The sequence below is a fragment of the Myxococcus hansupus genome (genome assembly GCF_000280925.3).
GTDB classification, from domain to species: Bacteria; Myxococcota; Myxococcia; order Myxococcales; family Myxococcaceae; genus Myxococcus; species Myxococcus hansupus.
On the sequence record NZ_CP012109.1, the window covers coordinates 8,703,254 to 8,725,127 of the forward strand.

Here is a 21,874-nt window from a genome sequence, read left to right on the forward strand (position 1 = left end):
ACGATGGGCGCCAGCGCATTGGACGAATCAGAATGCGCCCGTGAGGCCCAGGCCCGCGCCTTCCGAGCCGAGGGTGGCCAAGGGCATCGTGTCCGTGTCGGGCCACAGGAACAGCAGCGCGCCTCCGAGCACCGCCGCGCCGCCCAAGCCGTAGAGCACCCCACTGGTGGTGTTGAGGGCGTTGATGCGGCGGTTGCGCGCGGCGGCTTCCTGCTGGGGCAGGTTCGGAGGGACGCCGTTGCGCAGGTCTCGGGCCTTCAGCGTGGTCCACATCCCGACGCCCGCGGAGGCGACGCCCAATGACAAGGCCCCCCAGCCCAGTTGCTTCCGGAGGCGCCCCGGCTCCCGGGCGTCCTCCATCAGGGTCAGTGATGGGGGCGGACGGAGTTCGAAGCCAGAGACGGTGTCGCTGCCGAAGGGCAGGGTGAAGATGTGCTGGAAGGCCGCGTGCGCCGCGCCGCGTGAGGCCACGCGAGGGGCTTCGGCGGACAGCGATTCCAGGCGCACGACATCCTGTGTGGTGGGGAGCGCGAACTCCTGCGTCTCATCGCCCACGCGTCGCAGGAACACCGGGCCGCGCGGCGGTGGGCGCAGCAGGCGCAGCGCTTGTCCCTGTGCGTTGTGGAACTCCGCGAGGCGCACGCCGTTGGCGTCCTCCAGCAGGTAGTGCGCGCCCTGGGCGCCGTCGACCTCGAGCCGCCGATCCATGCCCGGGCGCAGGTCCACCAGCAGCTCGGAGCCCTTGGGTGGACGCGCGTGGAGTTGGGGACGGAAGCGCTCATTGGGGATGGCCGCGTTGGCGCGCTCCACGAAGGCGGCGATTTCGCGGTAGCTCACCTGGCCGTCGCCGTCCGCGTCCGCCGCGCCGAACAGGCCCGAGCGCACCTCGTGGTTGAAGACGCCGGCTTCGAAGGCCTCCCACTCGTGGCTCTCCCGGGCGGATGAGGTGGACAGCAGCAGTCCGACGTTGTCCGCCAGCGCCAGGCCCACCGCGCGCGTGAAGCCCGCGGGCAGGGGACGCCGCTGTCCGCCCGGGCCCCGGCTGTAGGCGAGGAAGTAGGAGTAACAGGCGTCGACGATGAGGTGGACGCGGTCGGCGCCGAGCTTGCCCACCACCTGCGTGGACAACTGCTGTCCGGTGAGTGGGCCGTCCTCCAGACTCACGTAGCCCTCGCCGTTGCGCACGTTGCCGTGGCCCGCGTAGACGACGTAGGCCACCGTCTCCACGCCCCGGCTGCGCGCCAGCGCGATGTCCTCGCCCAGCTTCTTCACGGAGGCGGACAGCTCGGAGTGCTTGGGGTCCAGGGCCTCGGCGGCGGCCTGTGGGTGCAATCGGCGCGTGTTGTCATCCAGGCGCGCCAGCAGGTAGGTGCGCGCGCCGAGCATGCGGAACAGGTCGAGGTAACGCGCGGCATCGTCGTCCGCGAAGCGCAGCTCGGGCTGGTCCGGCTCGTGGCTGCGGTTGACGCCGATGATGAGGGCGAAAGAGGCGGTGCTCGGCGGAGGCGGTGCGGTCTCCGGGGCCGCGGAGCGTGGCGGCATCTCGGCTCGCAGCGATGCCGCGCGAGGGGGTGGCGTGACCTCCGGTGTGGACGCCCCCACCGCCACCGGGAGCAGGCCAAGGAGCAGGATGGCGAATCTCATGGCGTGACCTGGAGCTGGAGCGAGAGGGACTCCGCGCCGGCGGGGAGCACGGCTTCCAGGTCCCCCCGCGCCACGAGCGACTCCATCTGTTTCACGGTGAGCGGCGACTCCAGGAAGACCGCGTGAAGGGTGAGGGGCCCGGGCACGAGCGGATGAGAGATGGCTTCGGGCAGCTCGCGCAAGGTGTCCCCAGCGGGGATGGGAATCGCCGAGGGGTTGCTCGCCTCGTCGGTCCAGCCCGGGTGGTACCAGTGGACGCGGCCCGAGGCGTCGCGGGCGAAGACCATGAGGAACCGGTGGGCGTCGGGGTTGCGGAAGGCGAAGGCCAGCTCTTGTTCGGGCCGCAGCGTCGGGCCCAGCAGGCGGGTGTGGCCTCCGGGCGCCACGGCATAGGCGAGCAAGCGCGCCTGGGCCGCCGCGTTGCCCGCGCCCCGGGCGGTGAAGCCCAAGGGGTCGGTGGATGCGGAGGGCAATCGGACCACGAGCAGCGCGAGACCGGCCACCGCCACGGGGGCGAGCAGCCATCCGCGGAGCCCTTCCTTGCCGGACGACCTGGGCCTGGTGTCTCCGCGAACGGGGTGGCCGGAGGTTGGAGCCGCCGAGGTGTCCGGGTTGAGGGCCGGCCGGTCCGGAACGGAGGTTCCATTCCTCGCCGCGCCGCCGGGGGCGAGGCGCGCTGGCGTCGCGGACTCCCGTGGGGCGCCCATGCGGTGGCGCATCCGCTGCCAGAAGGAGGCGGGGCGTCGTGCCTCGAGCCCCAATCCCCGCGCCAGCCGCGTCCGCGCATCCGGAGCGGACGGGTCGAGCCGGGCGAGGAGGAGCTGGCGCTCGTAGCGCTCACGGCAGTGGGCGCAGTCCTGGAGGTGCTCTCGCATGCGGCGCTCGTCCGGCGGGGTGATTCGCGCGGAGAAGTGACGGTCGACGAGGGGGAGGAGGTCGCAGGGGGGGCTCATGGGGCCTCCGGGGTGAGGAGGAACCGCTTGAGGAGCTGGCGGATGCGCAGCTCCTGGTAGGCGAGGGTGGTGCGGTGGATGCGCAGCGTGGCGGCGGCCTCGCGCTGGCTGAGCTGGCGGATGAAGCGGGCTTCGAAGACGGGCGCCCACTTGGGCGGCAGGCACTTCTGGCGGAAGTGCTCCAAGAGGAGGCTGGCGTCGAGCCCCGGCTCGGGCGGCGAGAGCTCCTCGGCCGTGGACTCCGCGGCGAGCTGGGCGAGGATGTCCGACTCGCGCCGCTGGCGGCGCACCCGGTCCACGGCGAGGTTGTGGGCGACGCTGTGAAGCCATGCCGCCAGGGAGCCGCCGTGGAAGGTGCGGCGGGCGCGCTCATCGGACACGAGGCGGAGGAACACGTCATGGACCACGGTCTCCGCGTCCACGGACGGGAGGATGCGAGCGGCGGCGCGGTACACCGTGTCGAAGTGCTCGCGGTAGCACGCGTTGAGCACCTGGGCGTCCCCGGCATGGAACCGGGCAAGCCAGCGGCTCGCCTCCTCCGAGGTGTCTTCGCTCGCGGGGTGACGGTGAGAGGGGCCAGCGGGGTCCACGAAATGCCCAACGTCCGGGACGAGGGACATGGACGAAACCATTTTCGGGCGGGCTCCGGAAAAGGAACCCGCCTGGGTGTGTGTCCCTGCCCGTGGGGAGTCCGCAGGGACTACGGCCGGCGGCGGCTCCCCAAATCCAGCATGTCCCGTGTCACCACGGCCATCCGCGTGGGGCCGCTCAGGGCCTCGCCGCAGAAGGCATAGACGAAGTGCGTCTGGGCCTTGCCCCTGAAGGCGGGGTGCTGGAAGAGGTCGTACTCGAAGTGTCCCGTCACCAGCGCGCCCGCTTCCACCGGCGTGTCCTGGAAGCAGGGGACGCGGAGGGAAATCACCTCGGCCCCACCGGTGCGGCTGCCAATCACCACCAGGGACACGGGGATGATGGCCACCGGACGCGGCTGGCCATGGCCGTCGTCGTCCTCCTCCACCGACGGCTCGGGCTTCGGCGGAACCCGCTCGTGGGCGAGCACGGGCACGTGGAAGGTGCCGCGGATCCACGCGGGCTTCCCGGGCTCGTACAGGAACACGCGCTCACCGTGCACGGTGATGCCCGGGGCCTCCGGCGCGGGAGGACTGTCCGGCCGTGCCTGGAACTGGCGTTCGTCCTCGCCGGGGGCGTACCGGACGGGCTCGGGCGGTGGGGGCTGTTGCTTCAGGGACTCCAGGAAGCGGGTGACCTCTTCATCCTGGTAGCCGGGCACGGAGCGGGTGACCTGGACCTGCACGCGGTTGGAGGTGCGGTCCAGCATCAGCGCCAGCAGCAGGTAGGTGCCGGGCTGCTGCATCGTCTCCAGGCGGAGCGCATCCGTCTGCTCGACGATGGCCATGGCCCCGTTACCCGGAGGCGCTGGGTCGGGGTCGTCCTGGTCGAACAGGCCCGGCTGCTCGGGCGGCTCGGCCAATGGGGTGATGTCGAGCGTCCGGTCTTCCAGCCGCACCCCCACGAGGTGCGCCGTGCTCCACGGGTCATAGATGCGCGCGTCCTGCTGCTTCACGGCGTACAGCGACAGCAGCGGGATGCGGTCGTCCGTCCGGAGGTCGGCTCGCGCGGGTGCGTCCAGGAACAGCCCGTAGCGGTCCTCGGGGACGAACTTACGTAGCACCTGGGAGGTGAACTTGAACGGGTCGGTCCAGTAGTCCCGGCCCTCGATTTCGAAGATGCCCGGTGCCATGTCCGCTAGGCCTTCCAGTTCGTGGTGATGTCGAGCGCGTCGCTGGCCTTGATGTAGCGCGTGCACTCCGGGCAGTAGCTGAACTGCGCCGCCTTCGTCTGGTCGCCGGCGCCGAACAGGACACAGTTGCTGTCGAGCATGTATTCGGGAAGGTTGAAGCTCTTGACGCTCAAGTCCTTTCCTCCCACCTTCAAACCGTGCGCGCAGTGCGAGCCCTTGTGCCCGCGGCCCGCGTAGAAGAACCCCGCCGGGATGAAGGCGTCGAACGGGACGCCGGGAATCTGGTGCTTGGTGAGTCGGCCCCGGCTGTCCGTCGCGGCGCCCTTGTTCTCGATGTACGCGTGGCCCAGGTTGTGGCCGATTTCATGGCACAGCGTCCGCGCCACGCCTTCGGCGGTGCCCAGGCCCATGCACGGCGTCATGCGAATCTTCCCTTGAAGGGCGTTGGCGTTCGCCCCCATCTGGAAGTGGCGGAGCCCCAGGGTGACCACGATGCGGTGCTCGTAGCCGTTCCAGTTCGTCAGGTACTGGCCCGGGTCCTGCGGGTCGGTGCTCGGCAGCTTGATCTTGAACTTCTTCGCCGACTCGAAGTCGACCCACTTCGAGGCCTCCGGCAGGGTGGCGGGAAGCACCTCCGTGATCTCCCAACTGTCCCAGATGGAATTGAGAAGGGTTTGCCCGGGCTCGGCTTCCTTCCAGATGACGTCCCGCGGCAACCAATCGGTATCACCCAGCTTCCGGAAGCCGGTGATGCGCCAGTAGACCTTCTCCACGCCCCAGAGGTCTCCGGGGCCCGTGCACACGGGGTTGCGCAGGGCGGAGAGCAGCCCCTTGGGCGTCGTCTGGGCCACGGGGGTGGGGACGTGTTCGAACTTGGCGACGTACTCGCCGGGCGTCGCGGCGCTCACGTCCGCGTCATCGTCGGACAGCGTCTTGGGCAGCATGTCCGTCCAGACGAGCATGAGCCGGCGAGGGTCCGCGGGCGGATTGTGGAGGACGCGGTCCCGGAGGGCATCCAGGTCCTTGGGGGACAGGAACGTGCAGTTCTTGCCCGGGGTGAGCCGGTCGTGGACGTATGCGCCCGGCAGGATGAAGGTGTCCGTGCCGCCTCGAGCCGAGAGCAGCGCGTTGATGTCGGCGTCCGTGTAGACGGCGCGGAAGGCGTCGGGGAACGTCAACTCGATGAACAGCGGGTCGAGGATGCGCTTGAGGGCGGACTCGAAGTCCGGGTGGGGCTTGGGGTCCGCGTCGTCGTTGTTGACGATTTTGTCCCAGCCCTGCCGCAGGTTGCTGTGGGGGACGACGAACTCGGACTCCAGCCGCCGCCAGTTGCACACCCAGAGTTCGTCATCGCCCGTGCCGTCGTCGAAGCCGACCTGGATGTGGCACATGTCGCCGCCGGCGTAGCCGAGCTGGACATGGAACACGCAACTGCCGCCATTCGCGGGCAGGGTGAGCTGTTCCTTGTAGACGAGGGCCGCCGTCCCGGGTGCCGCCCCCGCATCCGTGCTGGTCTTCGCCAGGCCGTTGATGATGAGCGCCGGACGGGGCGTGGTCCGCTTGCTGTTGGTGGCCTTGAAGGTGACGCACACGCTGATCTTCTGGTCCTTCAAGCCGAGCGCCCGGTCATGCGGTGCGACTTCCACGCGCATGAGGTTTCCCTTCTCCGTGCCGTCCGTGATGGGGAGGTTCACGTACTGCTTGAAGGGGGCGTCCTCGGCCTTGCCGTCGGTGTGCGAGGTGATTTTCGCCGTCCACGGGAGCTGGGAGACCTCGAGCGCGTAGCTCGCGGCCTCGTCCGCGGAGGCCGTCTTCTTCTCGAGCTTCCAGGGCGAGACGGCATCGAAGCTGTGGGCGGCCTTCTCGAGCGGGCCCGCCCATTTGCCGCCCGTCACGGTGGGCTTCTCGGACTTCTCGCCCTGCTGCAGCGAGAACATGAAGCCTTCCGCGGAGCCCTTGGCGCCTGCCTGCATCTTGACGTCGAGCTTCAGGGTCTTGGGCCAGACGCGGAAGGTGTCCGAGCCCGAGAGGAGGTCCTCCTGCTCCGGGAGCTTGTAGTTCCACGAGATGACGTAGTTCTCCATCCCCGCGGGGACCTTGCCGCAGGTGTGCTCGTGGGTCGGGGCCGTCGCCTTCTCTTCCTTGCCCTTGCCGTCCGTGTTGATGAGGGTGAATTCGACGGCTTCCTCGGTCTCGACGCCCTTCAGCTTGATGGGGTCGCCTTCGTAGACCTCGTATTGCACGGGGAACTCCTTGTCGGGACGGGTTCAGTCGCCCTGGGATGGCGGGGAAAGGGAGGCCCTGGCGGAGCTGGGGCGCGGGGAGGTGCTGTTGGCGCGAGCGGAGGCCAGCGGCCGCGACGCGGAGGCGCCCTGGGCGGAGGCTTGAGGTCGTGAATCGAAGGCGCCCTGGGCGGAGGAGGGGGGCTTCGAAACGAAGGTGGCCTGGGCCGAGGCGCGGGGCTGGGAGGTGCCGGGCTCACCCGCGCGGGACGTGAGCTGGGCCTCGGCCCGGGGCGGCGGCCGTGTCTTCACGGTGGCGACCGCCTTGGGAATCACGCACCGGACGGGGACGATGAGGCTCTTGGTTTCGCTGTCGGCCAGGGAGAAGGGCCCGGGCGGCGCGTCGATGCGGTAGTTCTTCGCGTGCGCGCCCGTGAGGTTGAGTTGCAGCGAATAGGGGCCCCCTCTCAGGGGGCGGAAGGTGACGGCCCCCGAGTCCATGGCGGTGGCGCCCTGCTGGCCGGTGGGGCCGGTGAGCTGGACGGTGGTGTCTCCGAGGAGCTGCCCGTTCTCCGGACACCACACCTGGACCACGACGGTGGCGGCGGGCGAGGGGCAGGCCATCACGGGGGCGCCGGCATCCGGAGGGACGTTGGCGACGTCCTGGGCGGCGCGGTCGGTCCAGTCAGCGGTTGGAGGCATCGGGCACCTCGCTGCCGCGCTGCTTGAGCATGCGGAGAATCATCCCGGCCTTCTCCTCGGGGGGAATGGACGTCGAGCGCAGGATGGCGCCGCTCCAGGCCATGGCGGGGGTGTCCTCGAAGCCGGGGCCTTTCACGACGACGAGGTCGGTGAGCAGGGTGACGCTCTTCGGGTCCTGGATGCCGTGGCGTTCGGCGGTGGCGGCGCCTGCCGCGACGAGCGCGAGCGCCTCGGCGGGGGGGAGGGCGCGCATTCGTTCCGGGAACACGCGGCGCAGGTGCGCGAGCATCCGGTCCTCGGGTGGCGGCTTCGCGGGGGATTCGAAGGCCTGCATCTGGGCGGCGCGGATGGTCAGCGCGCCCTTCCAGGGGCCCGAGGCCACGCCATGGCCAGGGGCGGAGCGGCGGCACGTGGAGGCCCAGGCGCCAGCGTCATACTCGGGCGCGGCGGCGTCCGCGAGCACCTGACCGAGCGCGAACAGGACGGCCTGGGGTGACTCACCCAGGCCCTGCCGGTGCGCGGTGGCCAGTCCTGTCTGGAGCTTGCGGGTGGCCTCGGCCTCGCCCAAGGCGCGGTACTCCCAGGCGTAGTGCTGCTTCAGCGTCGCCAGGGCGTGCCGCAGCAGCGCCGAGGGAGGCGCTCCCGGTCCGCCGTTCCAGGAGGTCATGGGTGTCGGATATTGCACGAAGGCGTGGGTGGACGGGAGGACCTGTCTGGCAGGTCGAACTCGTCTGACGCACGTGCGTGCGTGCGTATTCACTCGTAGGCTCAGGGCTGAGCGGCTGCCTTCTTGCGGAACTCGATGATTGGCGTCGCATCGAGCTTCCACGCACCGTTGACACGGCGGACTTCCATGGGGACAGGAGCAACGGGGCTCTGCAGCACGACCCGCTCGGGCTCATCCGTGACGCGGGTGATTTGTACCTCGCGATACTGCTTACCGAGCGCCGCGGCCACGGGTTCGGGATAGGAGCCGCCTGACCAGAGCAACGCGGCGTCCGGGTGGTCGAGGATGAGTGACCGGATGGCCTTTTCGTCGCCAGTGAGGTTGGCGAGCATGAAGCGTCGATAGACGTCCTCGGGGGAACCGGCGGTGTCAGACCCCTTCGAGCAACCTGCCAAAGCGAGAAGCGCAGCGACAGCGACCCATCGCGTGAATCCAGACTTCATTTGGGTTCTCCTTGCATTGAACGCGGCGCTGCCTGGCACGCCATGACAGAGGTGCCTGCCACTTGCCGCTCCAATGTGGAAGCATACTCGGGTTTGAGTCTGCCTTGGGCTTGTCCACGCACGGGGGCGGGAGTGTGGTGATAGTGAGTGACGAGAATCCGCTTCGCATTGCGTCCGAGCTCGCCCAGGCAGGTAGGACGGCCGAAGCCATTGCTTGCCTGGAATCCGCCTTGGCGCGCACTCGGTCGAGCAAGGAGCGGCCCGCGAGTGCGTCCCTCCTGGCGAGAACAGCGGGACTCTTTTGTGAGAGCGCCGGGGAGTTATCGCAGGCAGCGCTCTATTACGAAGAAGCAGTGGCTACGGCGGAGCGCGACCCACTTCCGTTGCTCGCTCTGGCTGGCGTCCGCTGGCGATTGGGTCCGCCGGACAGCGCACGTTCGTGTCTGGCGAAAGCAGAAGCCTTGGCGCAGTCCGCCTCGGATGCGGAGGCCTTGAAGTGCGTTGCCAGTCTCCGCTCGGAGTGGGCACACGACGACTGAGCAGCGCTCAGGAGTCCGTGGCCTGTTGTCTCTTCTCGTAGCCGGAGTTTCCGTCAGCCGTCGCCGCTAGTTTGATGGGCGCCTCGTTCGGAAGTGAGGCCGTGGGGGACATATGCGACTGCTGTGGATGGCCTTGCTCCTGTTCGTTGGGTCCGCGTGCTCGACGGTCCGTGTCGTTCGCCTGGAGACAGGTGATGCTGAGCCTCGCGTGCATGTGCCGCGTGACGCGGAAGGCGCCGGTCCTGTGGGACTGGATGCCGAGGTGTTCGAGGCCGCCGTGGCCTCATTGGCTCGAGACGTGATGCCGTCCCTGCATCCACTGCGCGATGCGCGCCGACGCTTCGGAGTTCCGGACAGGAGCGGTGTCTACGCGTACGAGCGCCGAGGCCAGCGGCTGATTCCCCTTGAGGAGCGCTCGGATGGCCCGCGCTTGTTGGAGAACTACGCGGACGAGGAACTGACGCGTGCCTATGGCCAGTGGTGCGCACGCAGGAGACACGCTGGAGACTGTCTTCGGCTGTTGGATGAAGGTCCGCTGCTGGCCAGCGATGGCAAGTACACGCTGGCGATGGCCATTGCCATGGATTCGGTTTGGGATGAGACGGCCGAGGCCTTGCGCGGCATGGCGGACCCTCAAGCATTGATGGCGACGATGACGGCGTCCGTCAGCATGTACCTGCTGCTGTGGGCTTTGCCGGAGCCCGTGAGCAAGGGTGTGGCGGCCCTCGTCACGGCCGCTGCGATTGCGTACCTGGGCGTGGATACGGTGTGGCGCCTGTTGGACGGGTGGATGGCGCTGGTTCGTCAGGTGGACCGAGCCACGACGTTCGCGCAGCTCAGCGCGGCGGGGGACGCATACGGTGAGGTTCTCGGAGAGAGCGCCGCACGCATCTTTGTGCTGCTGGCGACGGCCGCGGTCGGCAACACCGCGGGACTGGTGGCAAGGTCGTCGAGACTTCCTGGCTCAGCGCAAGCAGCGCTGAATGCCGAGGCGCAGGCTGGCTATCGCTATGCAGTGCTTGGCGCCGTGGAGTCCGTGTCGATGACCGCCGAGGGCTTCGCCATCGTGTTGGCCCCGCACGCCGTGGCGATGGCGGCCCGAGGAACCTCGGGTGCGAGCCGCACCGAGAAGCACCACATCGCCACGAACAAGAACGACGTCTCCACCTTGCGTGGCGGCCCGTGGACGCCCGAGTTCCGACGAATTTTCAAACGAGCTGGGATGGAACTGAAGGATCCCGAGAACATCGTCCAGGTGAGAGGGCACAAAGGGCCGCATTCGCGGGCGTACCATCAGGCTGTTCACGACAGACTCATCAACGCCACGGAAGGCTGCCGCACGATGGAGTCGTGCCGTAAGGCGCTGACGACCGCGCTCCGAGAAATGGCCGAAGAGGTCGCCACACCCGGAACGAAGCTTCACAAGCTCCTGACCCGAGCCATGTGAGAGAAGGCCGTCATGCCGAGCCGCTACTTCAAATTGACAGAAGACAGGCAGCCCGGAAACTGGGACCTGGGCGACCCGGTGCATGCGAGCGGATCATTCGCCGGAGGTCTTCGGGGGGGTGGAGCGACGGCTTCCTCATGCGGGTTCGCCCCTATACCGGCGTGAACTCCACGCCCGTGGTGCCGGACTGTTCCAGCGCGACCTTGAGGTCCTCGGAGACAATGAGGGCGAGCTTCCATCCCCAGGTGCGGAACACCTGGGCGTCACCCACTTTCGCGGGGTCGATTCGGAGGCCAATGACTGAGCGGTACTGTCCCACTCGCTCCGGCTGGCCATGCTCCGGCTTCCAATAGCGGACTTCCTCGGACGCCGCGTCGTCGATACATCGGATGAGCTTCGTGGCGACCAGGATGAGGTACTGGTCCGGCTGCCCTGAGATGTTTACGGGGACGAGTTGCACATCATCAGAGGCGAGCTCCGCGAAGAGTGAGGCCACCCGGACGTGGACGATTGGCATCACGCCGATCCCCACGGTGCAGAAGTCCAACTGTCTGCCCGGTGTGTCGATGGGGATGTTCAGACGCCCTTCGACCTGAATGGGACGCCCGGCGGTGTACATCCAAAGGTCGTCCACTTCGTGGCCCGATGCGTCCACCGGGTCGCCCAGGTCCCAGTTTCCGGCTTGCATGTTCTCGGTCAGCCGGAAGTAGCGCTTCGTCATGAGGGCCTTGAACGATGTTCGCGGGTCTTCTCAGTAGCTCTGATGCAGGATGGCCCGATATCGAAAGTTCCACCATGCCGATGCGGTACTTCCAGCTCCCGGACGACATGTACCTGCCCCATCGCTGGGAGCTGGGGAGCCTCATCGGACCGGACGCCCAAGATGTACAGCCCTCGTTGCTCCGAAGCGGGACACCGCTGGAGATGCAGGGGCGCTTGAAAGTCTCTATCGAGACGCCCGGCCGCCCGCTCGACTTCACGCATGCGGCGTACAGCATCCCCATCGTCCACGTCCGGGTGGCGTCCCTTCTCTCGGAGGTAGCGCCGGACGACGTTCAATTCCTGCGGGTGGATGTTCCGTCACAGCCCGACGCGTATCTCGTGCTGAACGCGCTCCATCTCATCCGGTGCATCGATGACGAGCGCTCCACGGAAGTCCGTTACTGGGAGCCCGAGGACGGCATGCCGGAGAAGGTCGGGACCTATTTCTCCGTGGCCGGCCTGCGCATCGACCCCACGAAGGTCGGCGGCGCCAGGATTTTCCGCACCTGGGGATGGACCGGGGCCCTCATCGTCTCCGAGGACCTCAAGGCCGCGCTGGAACAGTCCGGGGCCACGGGGATGAAGTTCACCCCCGTGTGACGCACGGACGTGCCGGCTACTCCGACTTCTGCGCCCCCGTCCGCTGCCAGAACTCCCGCAGCAGAATCGTGGCGAAGCGCGAGTCATTCAGGATGTACCGGCGCCACAGGCGCTTGGGCTCGTTCACCAGCCGGTAGAGCCACTCGAAGCCCGCGCGCGAAATCCACACAGGCGCGCGCTTCGCCGTGCCCGCGATGAAGTCCAACCCCGCGCCAATGCCAATCGCCACCGTGGGCCCCAGCTTGGACGCCACCTGCGAAATCCACACCTCCTGCTTCGGGCTGCCGAGCGCCACCAGGAGCAGGTGCGGGTCCTTCTCGCGAATCTTCGCGACAATCGGGTCGTTCTGCGCGTCGCCGCCGTCCAGGCGCACCATGGGCGAATCCCAGCCCACCACCTCCACGCCGTACTGCTCGCCGACGATGCGGCCCACCTTCTCCGCCACGCCTGGGCCTGCGCCCAGCAGGAACACGCGCCACTTGCGCTCCGCCCCCAGCTTCATCAGCGGGAGGATGAGGTCGGAGCCGGCGATGCGCTCGGGCAGCGGCACGTCCATGGCGCGAGACGCCCAGACGATGGGCATGCCATCCACCACCGAAATCGTGGCGCGCGAGTACGCCTCGCGGAACTGCGCGTTGTCCTCGGCCAGCACCACGTGGTCCACGTTGGCCGTGAAGACGTAGCCGCCCTGGCGCGAATCCACCAGGCGGCCAATCTCCGTTATGGCCTCGTCGAACGTGAGCTGATCGATGGCGAGCTGGCCGATGTTCAGGCGCGCGCGGCCGGTGGTGAAGGGAGTCTGCGGAGGGACGGGGGCAGCGGCGGAGCTCATGGCTTCTTCACCGTCAGGTCGAGCACGGTCATGGAATAGGGCGGCAGCCGCTGTGTGAGTGAGCCCGCGGCCTTCGTTCCGGGAGTCTGCTCGGTGAACCCCCCAGGTGCGCCCGAGTAGCCCAGCACGCGCACGCTGTCGAGTGTACCGCAGCCCTTGAGTTCAATCTGCGCCTGAGCCGCCTGGTCGGGGTCGAAGTTGAGCACCACCGCCACCAGCTTGCCGCCCGCCTCGTCCCGCGAGGCGAACACGCTGGTGTTCTCGGCGGCCTTGGCTGGCACCCACATGTCCTGGAAGCGGCCCCCCTTGCCGTCGAAGTTGCGGAACGCGCGGAACGCCCAGAACACGGGCGAGCCCTCGGTGGGGTACTGCCAGAAGTAGGCGGAGTAGATGTTCTCCTGCGCGAAGCGGCCCAGCGTCTCGGCCTGGGCCAGGCCGCCGCTCATGTGCCGGAAGGCGCCGAAGTTGTACTCGCCAATGGAGATGCGCAGACCTGGGTAGTTGTCGGCGATCCACTCCTTCATGCGCGGAATCAGCCGGATGGGCTCACCAATCCAGGACTCGTCCTTGTACGTGGGGTCCCACAGCCCGCGCGTGGAGCGGATGCGCCGCGCGTTGGTGGCCGGGTCGGTGTTGCCCTCCAGTCCCACGCCCACGTTGCTTTGCGGATAGAAGTGCAGGTCCACGATGTCGAGCAGCTTCACGCCCGTCTTCTTCTCGTGCTCGCGGAGCTGCCGCAGGTACCAGGGCAGCAGCGGCACGTTGCCGTGCGCGCGCCGGTCCGAGTGCGGCATCTTCCCCGGCGCGAAGTCCGCCGCGGACCACAGGTAGTTCGTCCAACCCCACTCGGCCGGGCCCGCGATGAGGCCCTCCGGGTCCGCTTTCCGCACCGCGGTGCCGTAGGCGATGGTGCGCTCCATCAGCCCGTCATACGTGAGCGGCTCCGGATGCACGTCGCGGTGCGTGGAGTTCCAGAGCATGGGCTCGTTGTCCAGGATGTACATCTGGACGCTGCGCTGACCGCGCTCCTGGTCCTTCTTGCGGATGGCCTGAATCCATTCCGCGATGAACTCCGGAGACGCCTCGGTGCTGGTGAGCGTGGGCGCGCCGGGCTTCAGCGGCGTGCCGTCCCGGGCGAGCCCGTTGCCCGAGCCGTTGTCCTCCTGCTGCTGCGGGCCGAAGCGCATCACCGGGAAGCCCACCGACTTCGCGTCCTTGGCCACCCAGCCCAGGATGGGCACCGTCAGCGCGGAGCTCATGCCGTGCTTGCGGTTGGACTCCAGGAAGTCGTCGTAGCTCACGCCGATGTCGACGTTCTGGAAGAACCAGTCGTTCGCCGTGTTCCACGTGCCGCCCAGCTTCCAGTTGTAGCGGGACGTGGGGTTGCCGCCCCAGCGGCGCGAGGTGGCGCCGACCTCGTACTGGTGCTTGTCCTTCTTCTCGGTGAGCCCGTCGAAGGCGATGCCGTAGATGAGCGGGCTGATGCGGTGGCTCGGGGCGGTGCAGTCGATGGTCATGGGGGCCTCGCGGCCACTGCCCTGACCCTGGCGTCCGCCTCCCGCGGCGAGCGCGGCGGCCAGCTCGGGCGGCAGGGCCGCCAGCGCCACCTTGTCGAAGAGTACCCACTCCCGGCCCACGCTCTTGGACGCGCGCATCACCACGCGGTCGAACGGCTGACCGCGCGGGTTGAGCATCTCCATGGGGATGATGATTTCAGCCCACTCGCCGTCCTTGCGGACCTGGAGCTCGGGGGTGATGGGGATGCGCGGGAAGCTCGCGGCGCCGGGCGCGTCCAGGCGGACCTCCAGGAACTCGCCGAAGGCCTCCGGGGCGCTGAGCCGGAACGAGAGCGCGCCGAAGGTCCCCTCCAGCTTGGGCTGGTAGAGAATCCACCCGCTGTAGTTGAACATGCGCATGCGCGCGGGCGCGCCCTTGGGGAGCTGGCGCTGCGCCCAGCCGAGGTCCTTCCAGCCCGAGGCCAGGCCCCCGTCGTACAGCATCAGCGGGGCGGTCTTCTCCAGGCTGGCGGTGAGGCTCGCCGCGGCGGTGTCGGCAGCAGCCGCTGGGGCAGTGCCGCTCGGGGCACCGGCTGCCGTGGTGCTGGCCGCTGCCGCGTTGCCGCTCGCACCCGGCGCCTCCGCGCCCACGGCCTGAGCCACGGCCACCGAGCCACCGGCGAGCAGCACACCCGACAGGACCGCGGCGCCCGCCTTCGTCCGTGAACGCTTCACTGTGTCCTCACTGAGCGAGTTGCCACCACCGTGCCCTCGTGCGCCATCGTCCGCGAACGCTTCACCCCGGCCCTCATGGGAGCGCGGCCCAGGCGCGAGCCGAGCTCCGCGACTGCTTCACCCCGTGGGTGCGTCGCCGCCCCTGCGCCATCGTCCGCGAACGCTCCACGCCGGCTTCCATCGGCACGCCCGTCCCGCCGCGCTAGAGCGCGACTTCGTCCGTGTCCTTGCGCGGGAAGATGCGCGCGGGGATGCCCACGGCCACGCTGTCCGGCGGCACGTCCTGGAGCACCACCGCGTTGGCGCCGATGCGCGAGCGCGCGCCGATGCGCACTGGCCCGAGAATCCGCGCCCCCGCGCCAATCCACACGTCATCCTCGATGACGGGGTAGCCGTTGTCCTTCGCGGTGCCCACGGTGTTGTTGCCGTAGAAGCGCACCCGGTCGCCGATGCGCGCGTCTCCGCCGATGACGACGCCCAGGCTGTGCACGAAGTACACGCCCTTGCCGAGCGTGACGTCCTTGCCAATCTCAATCCCCATCACCGCCGTCTGCGCCACGCGCAGCACGTGGTTCAGCAGGGGGATGCGGTACGTCAGCGCGGCCTCACGGGCGCGGTTGAGCGCGGTGATGCGGTACGAATCACTGGTCAGCACCACCTTGGCAATGGACTTCGCATCCGAGTTGCCATTGGCGGCCTTCGCCAGTTCCAGCGCATCCGTGACGAGCGAGCCAATCATCGAGTCCCTGGCCTTCCGCATGGTGTGTGATTACTCCCCCCGGCCCTGCAGGTAGCGGGCGACCTCGCGGGCGATGCCCGTCCAGCCGCCGGCCTCGCCGCGCGCGCCGCGCAGATACTCCATGCCGTACACCACCGACGTGCCCGCGAACGCGGCCTTCTCCAGGCCCAGCTTGTCCGCGGCGTTCGCGGCGTGCATCACCGCGCGCGTCAGCACCCGCGAGGCCTCCGGCGCCACCAGCGTGGCGGCCAGCAGCGGGCGGGTGAGGGGATTCGTCTTGAACAGCAGTCGCAACGGATTGACGTCGCGCACGTCCGGGTGCTTCCGGGCGACCTGCGTGTCGAACATGCCGTAGCGGTGCGCGCGCTTCAGCCAGCGCTCGAAGGAGACGTGGTCGCTGCCATGCAGCACGTACGCGTCCCGCGCGAAGACGAAGGCGCAGCCGGCCTTCTCCAGCCGCACGCCCAGCTCCACGTCTTCCGACTGGCCCAGGGACTTGTCGAAGCCGCCCACGCCCACGTAGTCGGCGCGGGGGAAGGACACGTTGCCGGTGAAGAGGTGGACGCCGCGGGCGCGCGCGCCGGGGACGGAGAGTTCGTCCGCCATGCGGTTGTTGAGGTACGCGTACCAGCGCTCGAACAGCGGCATGTCGCCAATGGACGGGTCGGGCCGGATGCGGCCCAGCACGACGACGCGCGAGCCCTCCGGGTGGTGGGCCAGGTGGCGCTCCAGGAAGTCCGGGGCCACCTGCATGTCGTCGTCGGTGACGAGCACCACCTCGCCCCGCGCGGCCAGGACGCCTCGGTGGCGCGCGGCGGCGGCGCCCGCGTTCTGCTGGACCTCCACGCGCAGGGTGTAGGGCAGGGACAGGGCCTGGAGCGGCTCGCGCGTGGGCTCCTTCGAGCCGTCGTCCACGACGACAACCTCGAACTGCTCGGGCGGCAGCGTCTGCCCGGCGAGCTGCCACAACAGCCGGGTGATGAGCGGCAGCCGGTTGTAGGTGGCGATGACGACGCTGAGCCGGGGCGCGGAGGCGGAGGTCATGGCTTCTTGTTCTTCTTTGCCAACGCCCGGCGTTGCTTCTTCGTCAGCCGGGGAAAGGTGACGCTGCCGAGGAAGCGCTCGCGGCCCACGAAGTCCAGGGTCTTGTTGGCGGCGCCGAAGTCCGTCTCGCCCAGGGTGACGCACAGCAGGCAGCCGTCGGCGGCGAGCGCCAGGGGCAGGCTGGCCGGGCGGGTCATCAGGGAGTCGATGACGGCGACGACGCGCTCACCTCGGGACACGCGCTCGCGCAGCTCCAGCACCTTCTGCGCGGCGGCGGTGGGCGACAGGCCGCTGGCGTCCTCGAGGTGGATCTTCTCCATGTACGCGTACGGCGCGCCGGCCTCCAGCACCGCCATGGCCGCTTCCAGCGCGGGCGCGCCCGGGTGCGCGGGCACCACGGTGATGAACCTCCAGGCGTGGCGCTCCAGGGCGAACCACAGCCGTTGCAGCGCCGGAGAAGGAATGGCGCTGTCGGGCGAAGTGGCGTCTGCGGGCGGTGCGCTGGAATCGGCGGCCATGGGGAGGCGCTCGGTATAGCGCAACGCGTGGCGTCGGCCCAACGGCCTCGCCGGGCAGTTCAGGGCGCGCAGGCCTGCCCACCTGCCAAGGCACGGAGGCGAGGGGCTCCAGGTCGCGCGGCGCCGCCCGCTGCCAGGGCACGAGCCACCAGGCTCGTCCGCTCCGGCTCGCCAGGGGGATGCACGGCGGCAAGGAACCGGCGTGGTGGGGCGCCCGGGGACGCGCGCGGCGCCACTGTCCCTCCATGCCGCCAGTCCTGCACGCGTGAAGGCCATGTCACGGGCTGGGTGCGCGGCCACCCACGCCGTGGCAGGGGCGGGCAGGCGTGTTATGCCATCCCGCGTGCAGAAGATTGGCTACCTGATTCCCGAGTTCCCCGGACAGACACACATCTTCTTCTGGCGCGAGCTGCAGGCGCTGCCGGGCAAGGGCGTGTCGCCGGAGCTGGTCTCCACGCGTCCTCCGCCCGCGGGCATCATCTCGCACCGCTGGGCGCACGAGGCCATGGCGCGCACGGAGTACCTCATGCCGCCCGGGCCGCTGGGCGTCGTGAAGGCCGCCGCGGAGGTGGCCCGCGCGATGCCGTCCGGCTGGGCCCGCTGCCTGGCCTCCATCGCCCGCGCGGAGGGCCTGGACGCGAAGGGCCGCGCGCAATTGCTCGCCTTCGCCATCATGGGCGGCCGGCTGGCCTCGCTGGCGCGGGAGCGTGGCTGGACGCACGTCCACGTGCACTCCTGCGCCAACGCCGCGCACGTGGCGCTCTTCGCCCACCTCCTGTCGGGGCTCACGTACAGCCTGACGCTGCACGGGCCGCTCTACGACTACGGCCCCAACCAGCGTGAGAAGTGGCGGCACGCGCAGTTCGCCTTCGTCATCACGAAGAAGCTGCTCCAGGAAGTGAACGACGAGCTGGCCGGCGCGCTGCCGTCGCGCATCGAGCTGGCGCCCATGGGCGTGGAGCTGCGCAAGTTCAATCGCTCCGTGGCGTACGCGCCGTGGACGGGCGAAGGCCCGCTGCGCATCTTCTCCTGCGGCCGTCTCAACCCCTGCAAGGGCCACGCGGACCTCATCGACGCGGTGGGGCTGCTGCGCGCGAAGGGGCTGGACGCGCGGCTGGCCATCGCGGGCGAGGACGAGGCGGGCGGCACCACGTACCGCAAGGTGCTGGAGGCCAAACTCCAGGAGACGCGTCTGGGCGACGCGGTGACGCTGCTGGGCGCGGTGAGTGAGGACACGGTGCGCGGGGAAATCGAGCGCGCGCACATCTTCTCATTGGCCAGCCTCCAGGAGCCGCTGGGCGTCGCCATCATGGAGGCCATGGCCATGCGCGTGCCCGTGGTGGTGACGGGCGCGGGCGGTGTGCCGGAGCTGGTGGATGATGGCGTGGACGGAATCCTCGTCCCCCCGCAGCAGCCCCAGGTCCTGGCGGACAAGCTGGAGGCCGTGGCCCGTGATGCCCAGGAGGCACACCGGCTGGGCGAGGCGGGCCGCCGGAAGGTGGAGACGACGTTCAGCAGCGAGCGCAGCGCGGACATGCTCGCGCTGATGCTCCAGCGGGCGGTGGTGTAGCGGGGCACACGGTAGGACGTCCTCCCGCATGCGCAGGTGTTTGCGGGCCGTCACTGGCCCACCCGGCGTCGTTCCTGGACTGGTGAGGCCGGTGGACGCGGCCCATGATGGGAACGTCCTGACCGGGGCCCCTGTTGTCGCCCGGTGACCAACGGGAGGAGCGGGCCGGACCCGTTGCCAGACGGCCCACGGCGCATTACCGCCTGGGGTTCAGGCCCGAAGGGAGGCATCGCGGGTGAGAGCGCCCGAGCAACCCACGTTCCATGCACCCGTCCTGCTGGTGGACGACAACGCGGCCAACCTGCTCGCGCTGGAGGCCGTCCTGGAGCCGCTCGGCCAGCGGTTGGTGCGGGCCATGTCCGGTCCGGAGGCCCTGCGGTGGCTGCTCCAGGAGGAGTTCGCCGTCATCCTGCTGGACGTGCAGATGCCCGGCGTGGACGGTTTCGAGACGGCCCGTCTCATCCGTCAGCGCCAGCGCACGCGCTTCACGCCCATCATCTTCCTCACGGCACACAGCCGTGACGAAGCACACCTGGTGCATGGCTACGCGATGGGCGCCGCGGACTACGTGGTGAAGCCCTTCCACCCGGACGTGCTGCGCTGGAAGGTGGAGGCCTTCGTCGGGCTGTACCTGGAGCAGCAGCGGCTCCAGCAGCACGAGTCCACGCTGTGGGAGCGCGAGCGGCGGATGCTGGAGCAGCAGGGCGAGCTGCGCTTCCGCAGGATGGTGGACACCATGCCCCAGTTCGTCTGGGAGCTGCTGGTGGACGGAAGCATCGGCTACGCCAACCGGGGCTGGCTGGACTACGCGGGGCTGACGCCGGAGCAGGGGCGGCAGTGGAAGGACACGCTGCGCTGCCTGCACCCGGAGGACGTGCCCGCCCTCCGCTCCGCGTGGCAAAAGGCCCAGAACGAAGGAAGGCCCCTGGAGCGGGAATGCCGGCTGAGGCGCTCGGAGGGGGACTACCGCTGGTTCCTGACGCGCACCATCCCGGAGCGGGATGAGCGGGGTCAGCTCGCCGGCTGGGTGTCCACGGCGACGGACATCGACGACGCGCGCCATGCGGTGGAGACGCTGCGCGCGGCCAGCGAGGCCAAGGACATGTTCCTCACCATGGCGGCGCACGAGCTGCGCACGCCGCTCCAGGCGGCGCGGAGCTTCGCGCACCTGGCCACCGTGCGGGCGGGGGACACCTTGCCGCAGGGCATGGACAAGGCGCTGCACGGCCTGCACCGCAGCGTGAATCGGATGGCGAAGCTGGTGGAGAACCTGCTCGACGTGGGCCGCATCCAGCGGGGCGAGCTGCACCTGCGGCCCTCCATGCTGGACGTGAGCTCGCTGCTGCGCGAGGTGGCGGAGCACTTCGAGCCCCTGCCAGACGGCCAGCGCATCGAGTTGGACGCGCCGGAGGGGCTGGTGGTGCCGGGGGACCGCGAGCGGTTGGACCAGGTGTTCACCAACCTGGTCTCCAATGCGCTGCGCTACTCGCCGGAGGGCGGACGCATCCGGCTCGCCGCGCGTGAGGAGGCGGGCCGCGTGCACGTGGAGGTGGTGGACCACGGGCTGGGGATTCCGGGCGGGAAGCTGGAGCACATCTTCGAGCGCTTCAGTCGCGCGCACGGGATTTCGTACGGCGGGCTCGGGCTGGGCCTGTCCATCGCCCGCGGCATCGTCGAGCGCCACGGGGGCCGCATCTGGGCGGAGTCACCGGGCGGCGAGGGCTCGGGGAGCACCTTCCACGTGGTGCTGCCCGGGGAGCCTGGGGCGCCAGCGCGGTGACGCCGTGGGTGGGGCCACGGCGAGGGGGGAGTCGTCATGGAGGCCGAGGCCGAGGCGGTCCACGAGGATGAGCTGCGCGACGCGTGGCCCGTGCTGTCGCCTCGCGAGCGGGTGGAGGGCTTCCACCTGCTGCGTCCCGAGCGCGCGCGGGACTTCTTCGCCACCCTGGAGCCGCCGGAGCAGGTGGGCCTGCTCCAGGCGCTCTCGCCCGGGGAGCGGGGCACGTGGCTGCGGGTGATGGCGCCGGATGACGCGGCGGACGTCGTGCAGCGGCTGCCCCCGGAGGAGCGGGAGGACTGGTTGGCCCTGCTGGACGCGCCGTCCCTGCGCGAGGTGCGGGCCCTGTTGGCGTACGGCGAGGACGCGGCGGGCGGGCTGATGAACCCGCGCTTCGTCCGCGTGCGCCCGGAGCTGCGCATCGACGAGGCCCTCAGCTACCTGCGCCGGCAGGCCCGGGAGCAGGTGGAGACCGTCTATTACGCCTACGTGCTGGACGCGGAGCAGCGCCTGGTGGGCGTGGTGTCGCTGCGCCAGCTCTTCCAGGCCACGCCGGACAAGGTGGTGCGGGAGGTGATGCGCACGGACCTGGTGCGTGTGCGCGAGGACACGGACCAGGAGGAGGTGGGGCGCCTCTTCGGACGCCACGGCCTGGTGGCCATCCCCGTGGTGGACGGGCAGGGGCGGATGAAGGGCATCGTCACCGTGGACGACATCGTCACCGTGGTGCAGGAGGAGGCCACCGAGGACATCCAGAAGGTGGGTGGCACGGAGGCGTTGGGCGCGCCGTACCTGGAGGTGGGGCTGCGCGCGATGCTGAAGAAGCGCGCGGGCTGGCTGCTGGTGCTCTTCCTGTCGGAGATGCTCACCGCCACCGCGATGACGCGCTACCAGGACGAGATTGCCCGCGCGGTGGTGCTCAGCCTCTTCGTGCCGCTCATCATCTCCGCCGGGGGCAACGCCGGCAGCCAGGCCTCCACGCTGGTCATCCGCGCGCTGGCGCTGGCGCAGGTGCGGCTGCGCGACGTGTGGCGGGTGCTGCGGCGCGAAATCGTGTCCGGCCTGTTGCTGGGCGCGGTGCTGGGCGCGGTGGGCGTGACGCGCATCCTGCTGTGGCAGGAGCTGTTCCACCTCTACGGCGAGCACTTCCTCAAGGTGGCTTTCACCGTGGGCCTGTCCGTGCTGGGCGTGGTGACGTGGGGGACGCTGGCGGGCGCGATGCTGCCGTTCCTGCTGCGGCGGATGGGCTTCGACCCGGCGAGCGCGTCCGCGCCCTTCGTGGCCACGCTGGTGGATGTCAGCGGGCTGGTCATCTACTTCACCACGGCGGAGTTCATCCTCCGCGGCACGCTGCTGTAACCC

General features: G+C 69.5%; 19 protein-coding genes. 5 read left to right on the forward strand and 14 right to left on the reverse strand.

The window, feature by feature from the left end:
* Positions 1-27: 27 nt before the first annotated feature.
* The 8 genes from A176_RS34295 to A176_RS34330 all read right to left on the reverse strand — a co-directional run bounded on the left by A176_RS34295 (position 28) and on the right by A176_RS34330 (position 8,453).
* Complete coding sequence (locus tag A176_RS34295) at positions 28-1,644, reverse strand: caspase family protein (protein ID WP_044890274.1); 1,617 nt, start codon at positions 1,642-1,644, stop codon at positions 28-30.
* Complete coding sequence (locus tag A176_RS34300; RefSeq protein ID WP_002638217.1) at positions 1,641-2,597, reverse strand: anti-sigma factor; 957 nt, start codon at positions 2,595-2,597, stop codon at positions 1,641-1,643. The genes A176_RS34295 and A176_RS34300 overlap by 4 nt, the downstream gene beginning before the upstream one ends.
* Positions 2,594-3,217, reverse strand: coding sequence for an RNA polymerase sigma factor (locus tag A176_RS34305; protein WP_226994074.1), 624 nt, complete (start codon positions 3,215-3,217; stop codon positions 2,594-2,596). Before A176_RS34305 ends, A176_RS34300 begins: the two co-directional genes overlap by 4 nt.
* Before the next feature lie 80 nt (positions 3,218-3,297).
* Positions 3,298-4,359: a hypothetical protein gene (locus A176_RS34310; RefSeq protein ID WP_002638215.1), complete on the reverse strand. Its 1,062-nt coding sequence runs from the start codon at positions 4,357-4,359 to the stop codon at positions 3,298-3,300.
* Between the two features lie 5 nt (positions 4,360-4,364).
* Complete coding sequence (locus tag A176_RS34315) at positions 4,365-6,602, reverse strand: hypothetical protein (protein ID WP_002638214.1); 2,238 nt, start codon at positions 6,600-6,602, stop codon at positions 4,365-4,367.
* A gap of 24 nt (positions 6,603-6,626) precedes the next feature.
* A complete protein-coding gene (locus A176_RS34320) occupies positions 6,627-7,283 on the reverse strand; it encodes a hypothetical protein (RefSeq protein ID WP_021781326.1) in 657 nt (218 codons plus the stop codon).
* Complete coding sequence (locus A176_RS34325; protein ID WP_002638212.1) at positions 7,267-7,950, reverse strand: hypothetical protein; 684 nt, start codon at positions 7,948-7,950, stop codon at positions 7,267-7,269. Before A176_RS34325 ends, A176_RS34320 begins: the two co-directional genes overlap by 17 nt.
* A 101-nt stretch (positions 7,951-8,051) precedes the next feature.
* Complete coding sequence (locus tag A176_RS34330; RefSeq protein ID WP_044890275.1) at positions 8,052-8,453, reverse strand: hypothetical protein; 402 nt, start codon at positions 8,451-8,453, stop codon at positions 8,052-8,054.
* Between the two features lie 651 nt (positions 8,454-9,104).
* Here A176_RS34330 and A176_RS34335 point away from each other — a divergent pair.
* Positions 9,105-10,439: an AHH domain-containing protein gene (locus A176_RS34335; protein ID WP_002638210.1), complete on the forward strand. Its 1,335-nt coding sequence runs from the start codon at positions 9,105-9,107 to the stop codon at positions 10,437-10,439.
* A 151-nt stretch (positions 10,440-10,590) separates the two neighbouring features.
* On the opposite strand, the gene A176_RS34340 is transcribed toward A176_RS34335, so the two are convergent.
* The gene (locus A176_RS34340) at positions 10,591-11,160 is read right to left on the reverse strand and encodes an imm11 family protein (RefSeq protein WP_002638209.1); all 570 of its coding nucleotides are present in this window, start codon (positions 11,158-11,160) and stop codon (positions 10,591-10,593) included.
* Between the two features lie 74 nt (positions 11,161-11,234).
* Between A176_RS34340 and A176_RS34345 the strand changes: the two genes are divergently transcribed.
* Entirely contained in the window at positions 11,235-11,801 is a 567-nt protein-coding gene (locus tag A176_RS34345; RefSeq protein WP_002638208.1) for an imm11 family protein, read from the forward strand.
* Between the two features lie 16 nt (positions 11,802-11,817).
* Here A176_RS34345 and epsA read toward each other — a convergent pair whose 3' ends face one another.
* The 5 genes from epsA to A176_RS34370 form a co-directional block, all read right to left on the reverse strand.
* On the reverse strand, positions 11,818-12,633 hold the full coding sequence (epsA, locus tag A176_RS34350; protein WP_002638207.1) for an exopolysaccharide biosynthesis glycosyltransferase EpsA: 816 nt from the start codon (positions 12,631-12,633) through the stop codon (positions 11,818-11,820).
* On the reverse strand, positions 12,630-14,864 hold the full coding sequence (gene epsB, locus A176_RS34355) for a GH44 family glycoside hydrolase EpsB (protein ID WP_002638206.1): 2,235 nt from the start codon (positions 14,862-14,864) through the stop codon (positions 12,630-12,632). Before epsB ends, epsA begins: the two co-directional genes overlap by 4 nt.
* Positions 14,865-15,066: 202 nt before the next feature.
* On the reverse strand, positions 15,067-15,624 hold the full coding sequence (gene epsC, locus A176_RS34360) for a serine O-acetyltransferase EpsC (protein ID WP_002638205.1): 558 nt from the start codon (positions 15,622-15,624) through the stop codon (positions 15,067-15,069).
* A gap of 9 nt (positions 15,625-15,633) precedes the next feature.
* The gene (gene epsD / locus A176_RS34365) at positions 15,634-16,647 is read right to left on the reverse strand and encodes an exopolysaccharide biosynthesis glycosyltransferase EpsD (RefSeq protein WP_002638204.1); all 1,014 of its coding nucleotides are present in this window, start codon (positions 16,645-16,647) and stop codon (positions 15,634-15,636) included.
* Positions 16,644-17,165: a hypothetical protein gene (locus A176_RS34370; protein WP_002638203.1), complete on the reverse strand. Its 522-nt coding sequence runs from the start codon at positions 17,163-17,165 to the stop codon at positions 16,644-16,646. Before A176_RS34370 ends, epsD begins: the two co-directional genes overlap by 4 nt.
* A 331-nt stretch (positions 17,166-17,496) precedes the next feature.
* On the opposite strand from A176_RS34370, the gene epsE reads away from it, so the two are divergent.
* The 3 genes from epsE to mgtE all read left to right on the forward strand — a co-directional run bounded on the left by epsE (position 17,497) and on the right by mgtE (position 21,871).
* Positions 17,497-18,735 carry an exopolysaccharide biosynthesis GT4 family glycosyltransferase EpsE gene (gene epsE, locus A176_RS34375; RefSeq protein ID WP_044890277.1) on the forward strand — a complete coding sequence of 413 codons (1,239 nt, stop codon included), beginning with the start codon at positions 17,497-17,499 and terminating at the stop codon, positions 18,733-18,735.
* Positions 18,736-18,970: 235 nt separating this feature from the next.
* Positions 18,971-20,515 carry a response regulator EpsF gene (gene epsF, locus A176_RS34380; protein WP_002638201.1) on the forward strand — a complete coding sequence of 515 codons (1,545 nt, stop codon included), beginning with the start codon at positions 18,971-18,973 and terminating at the stop codon, positions 20,513-20,515.
* Positions 20,516-20,551: 36 nt separating this feature from the next.
* The gene (mgtE, locus tag A176_RS34385; protein WP_002638200.1) at positions 20,552-21,871 is read left to right on the forward strand and encodes a magnesium transporter; all 1,320 of its coding nucleotides are present in this window, start codon (positions 20,552-20,554) and stop codon (positions 21,869-21,871) included.
* Positions 21,872-21,874: the final 3 nt, after the last annotated feature.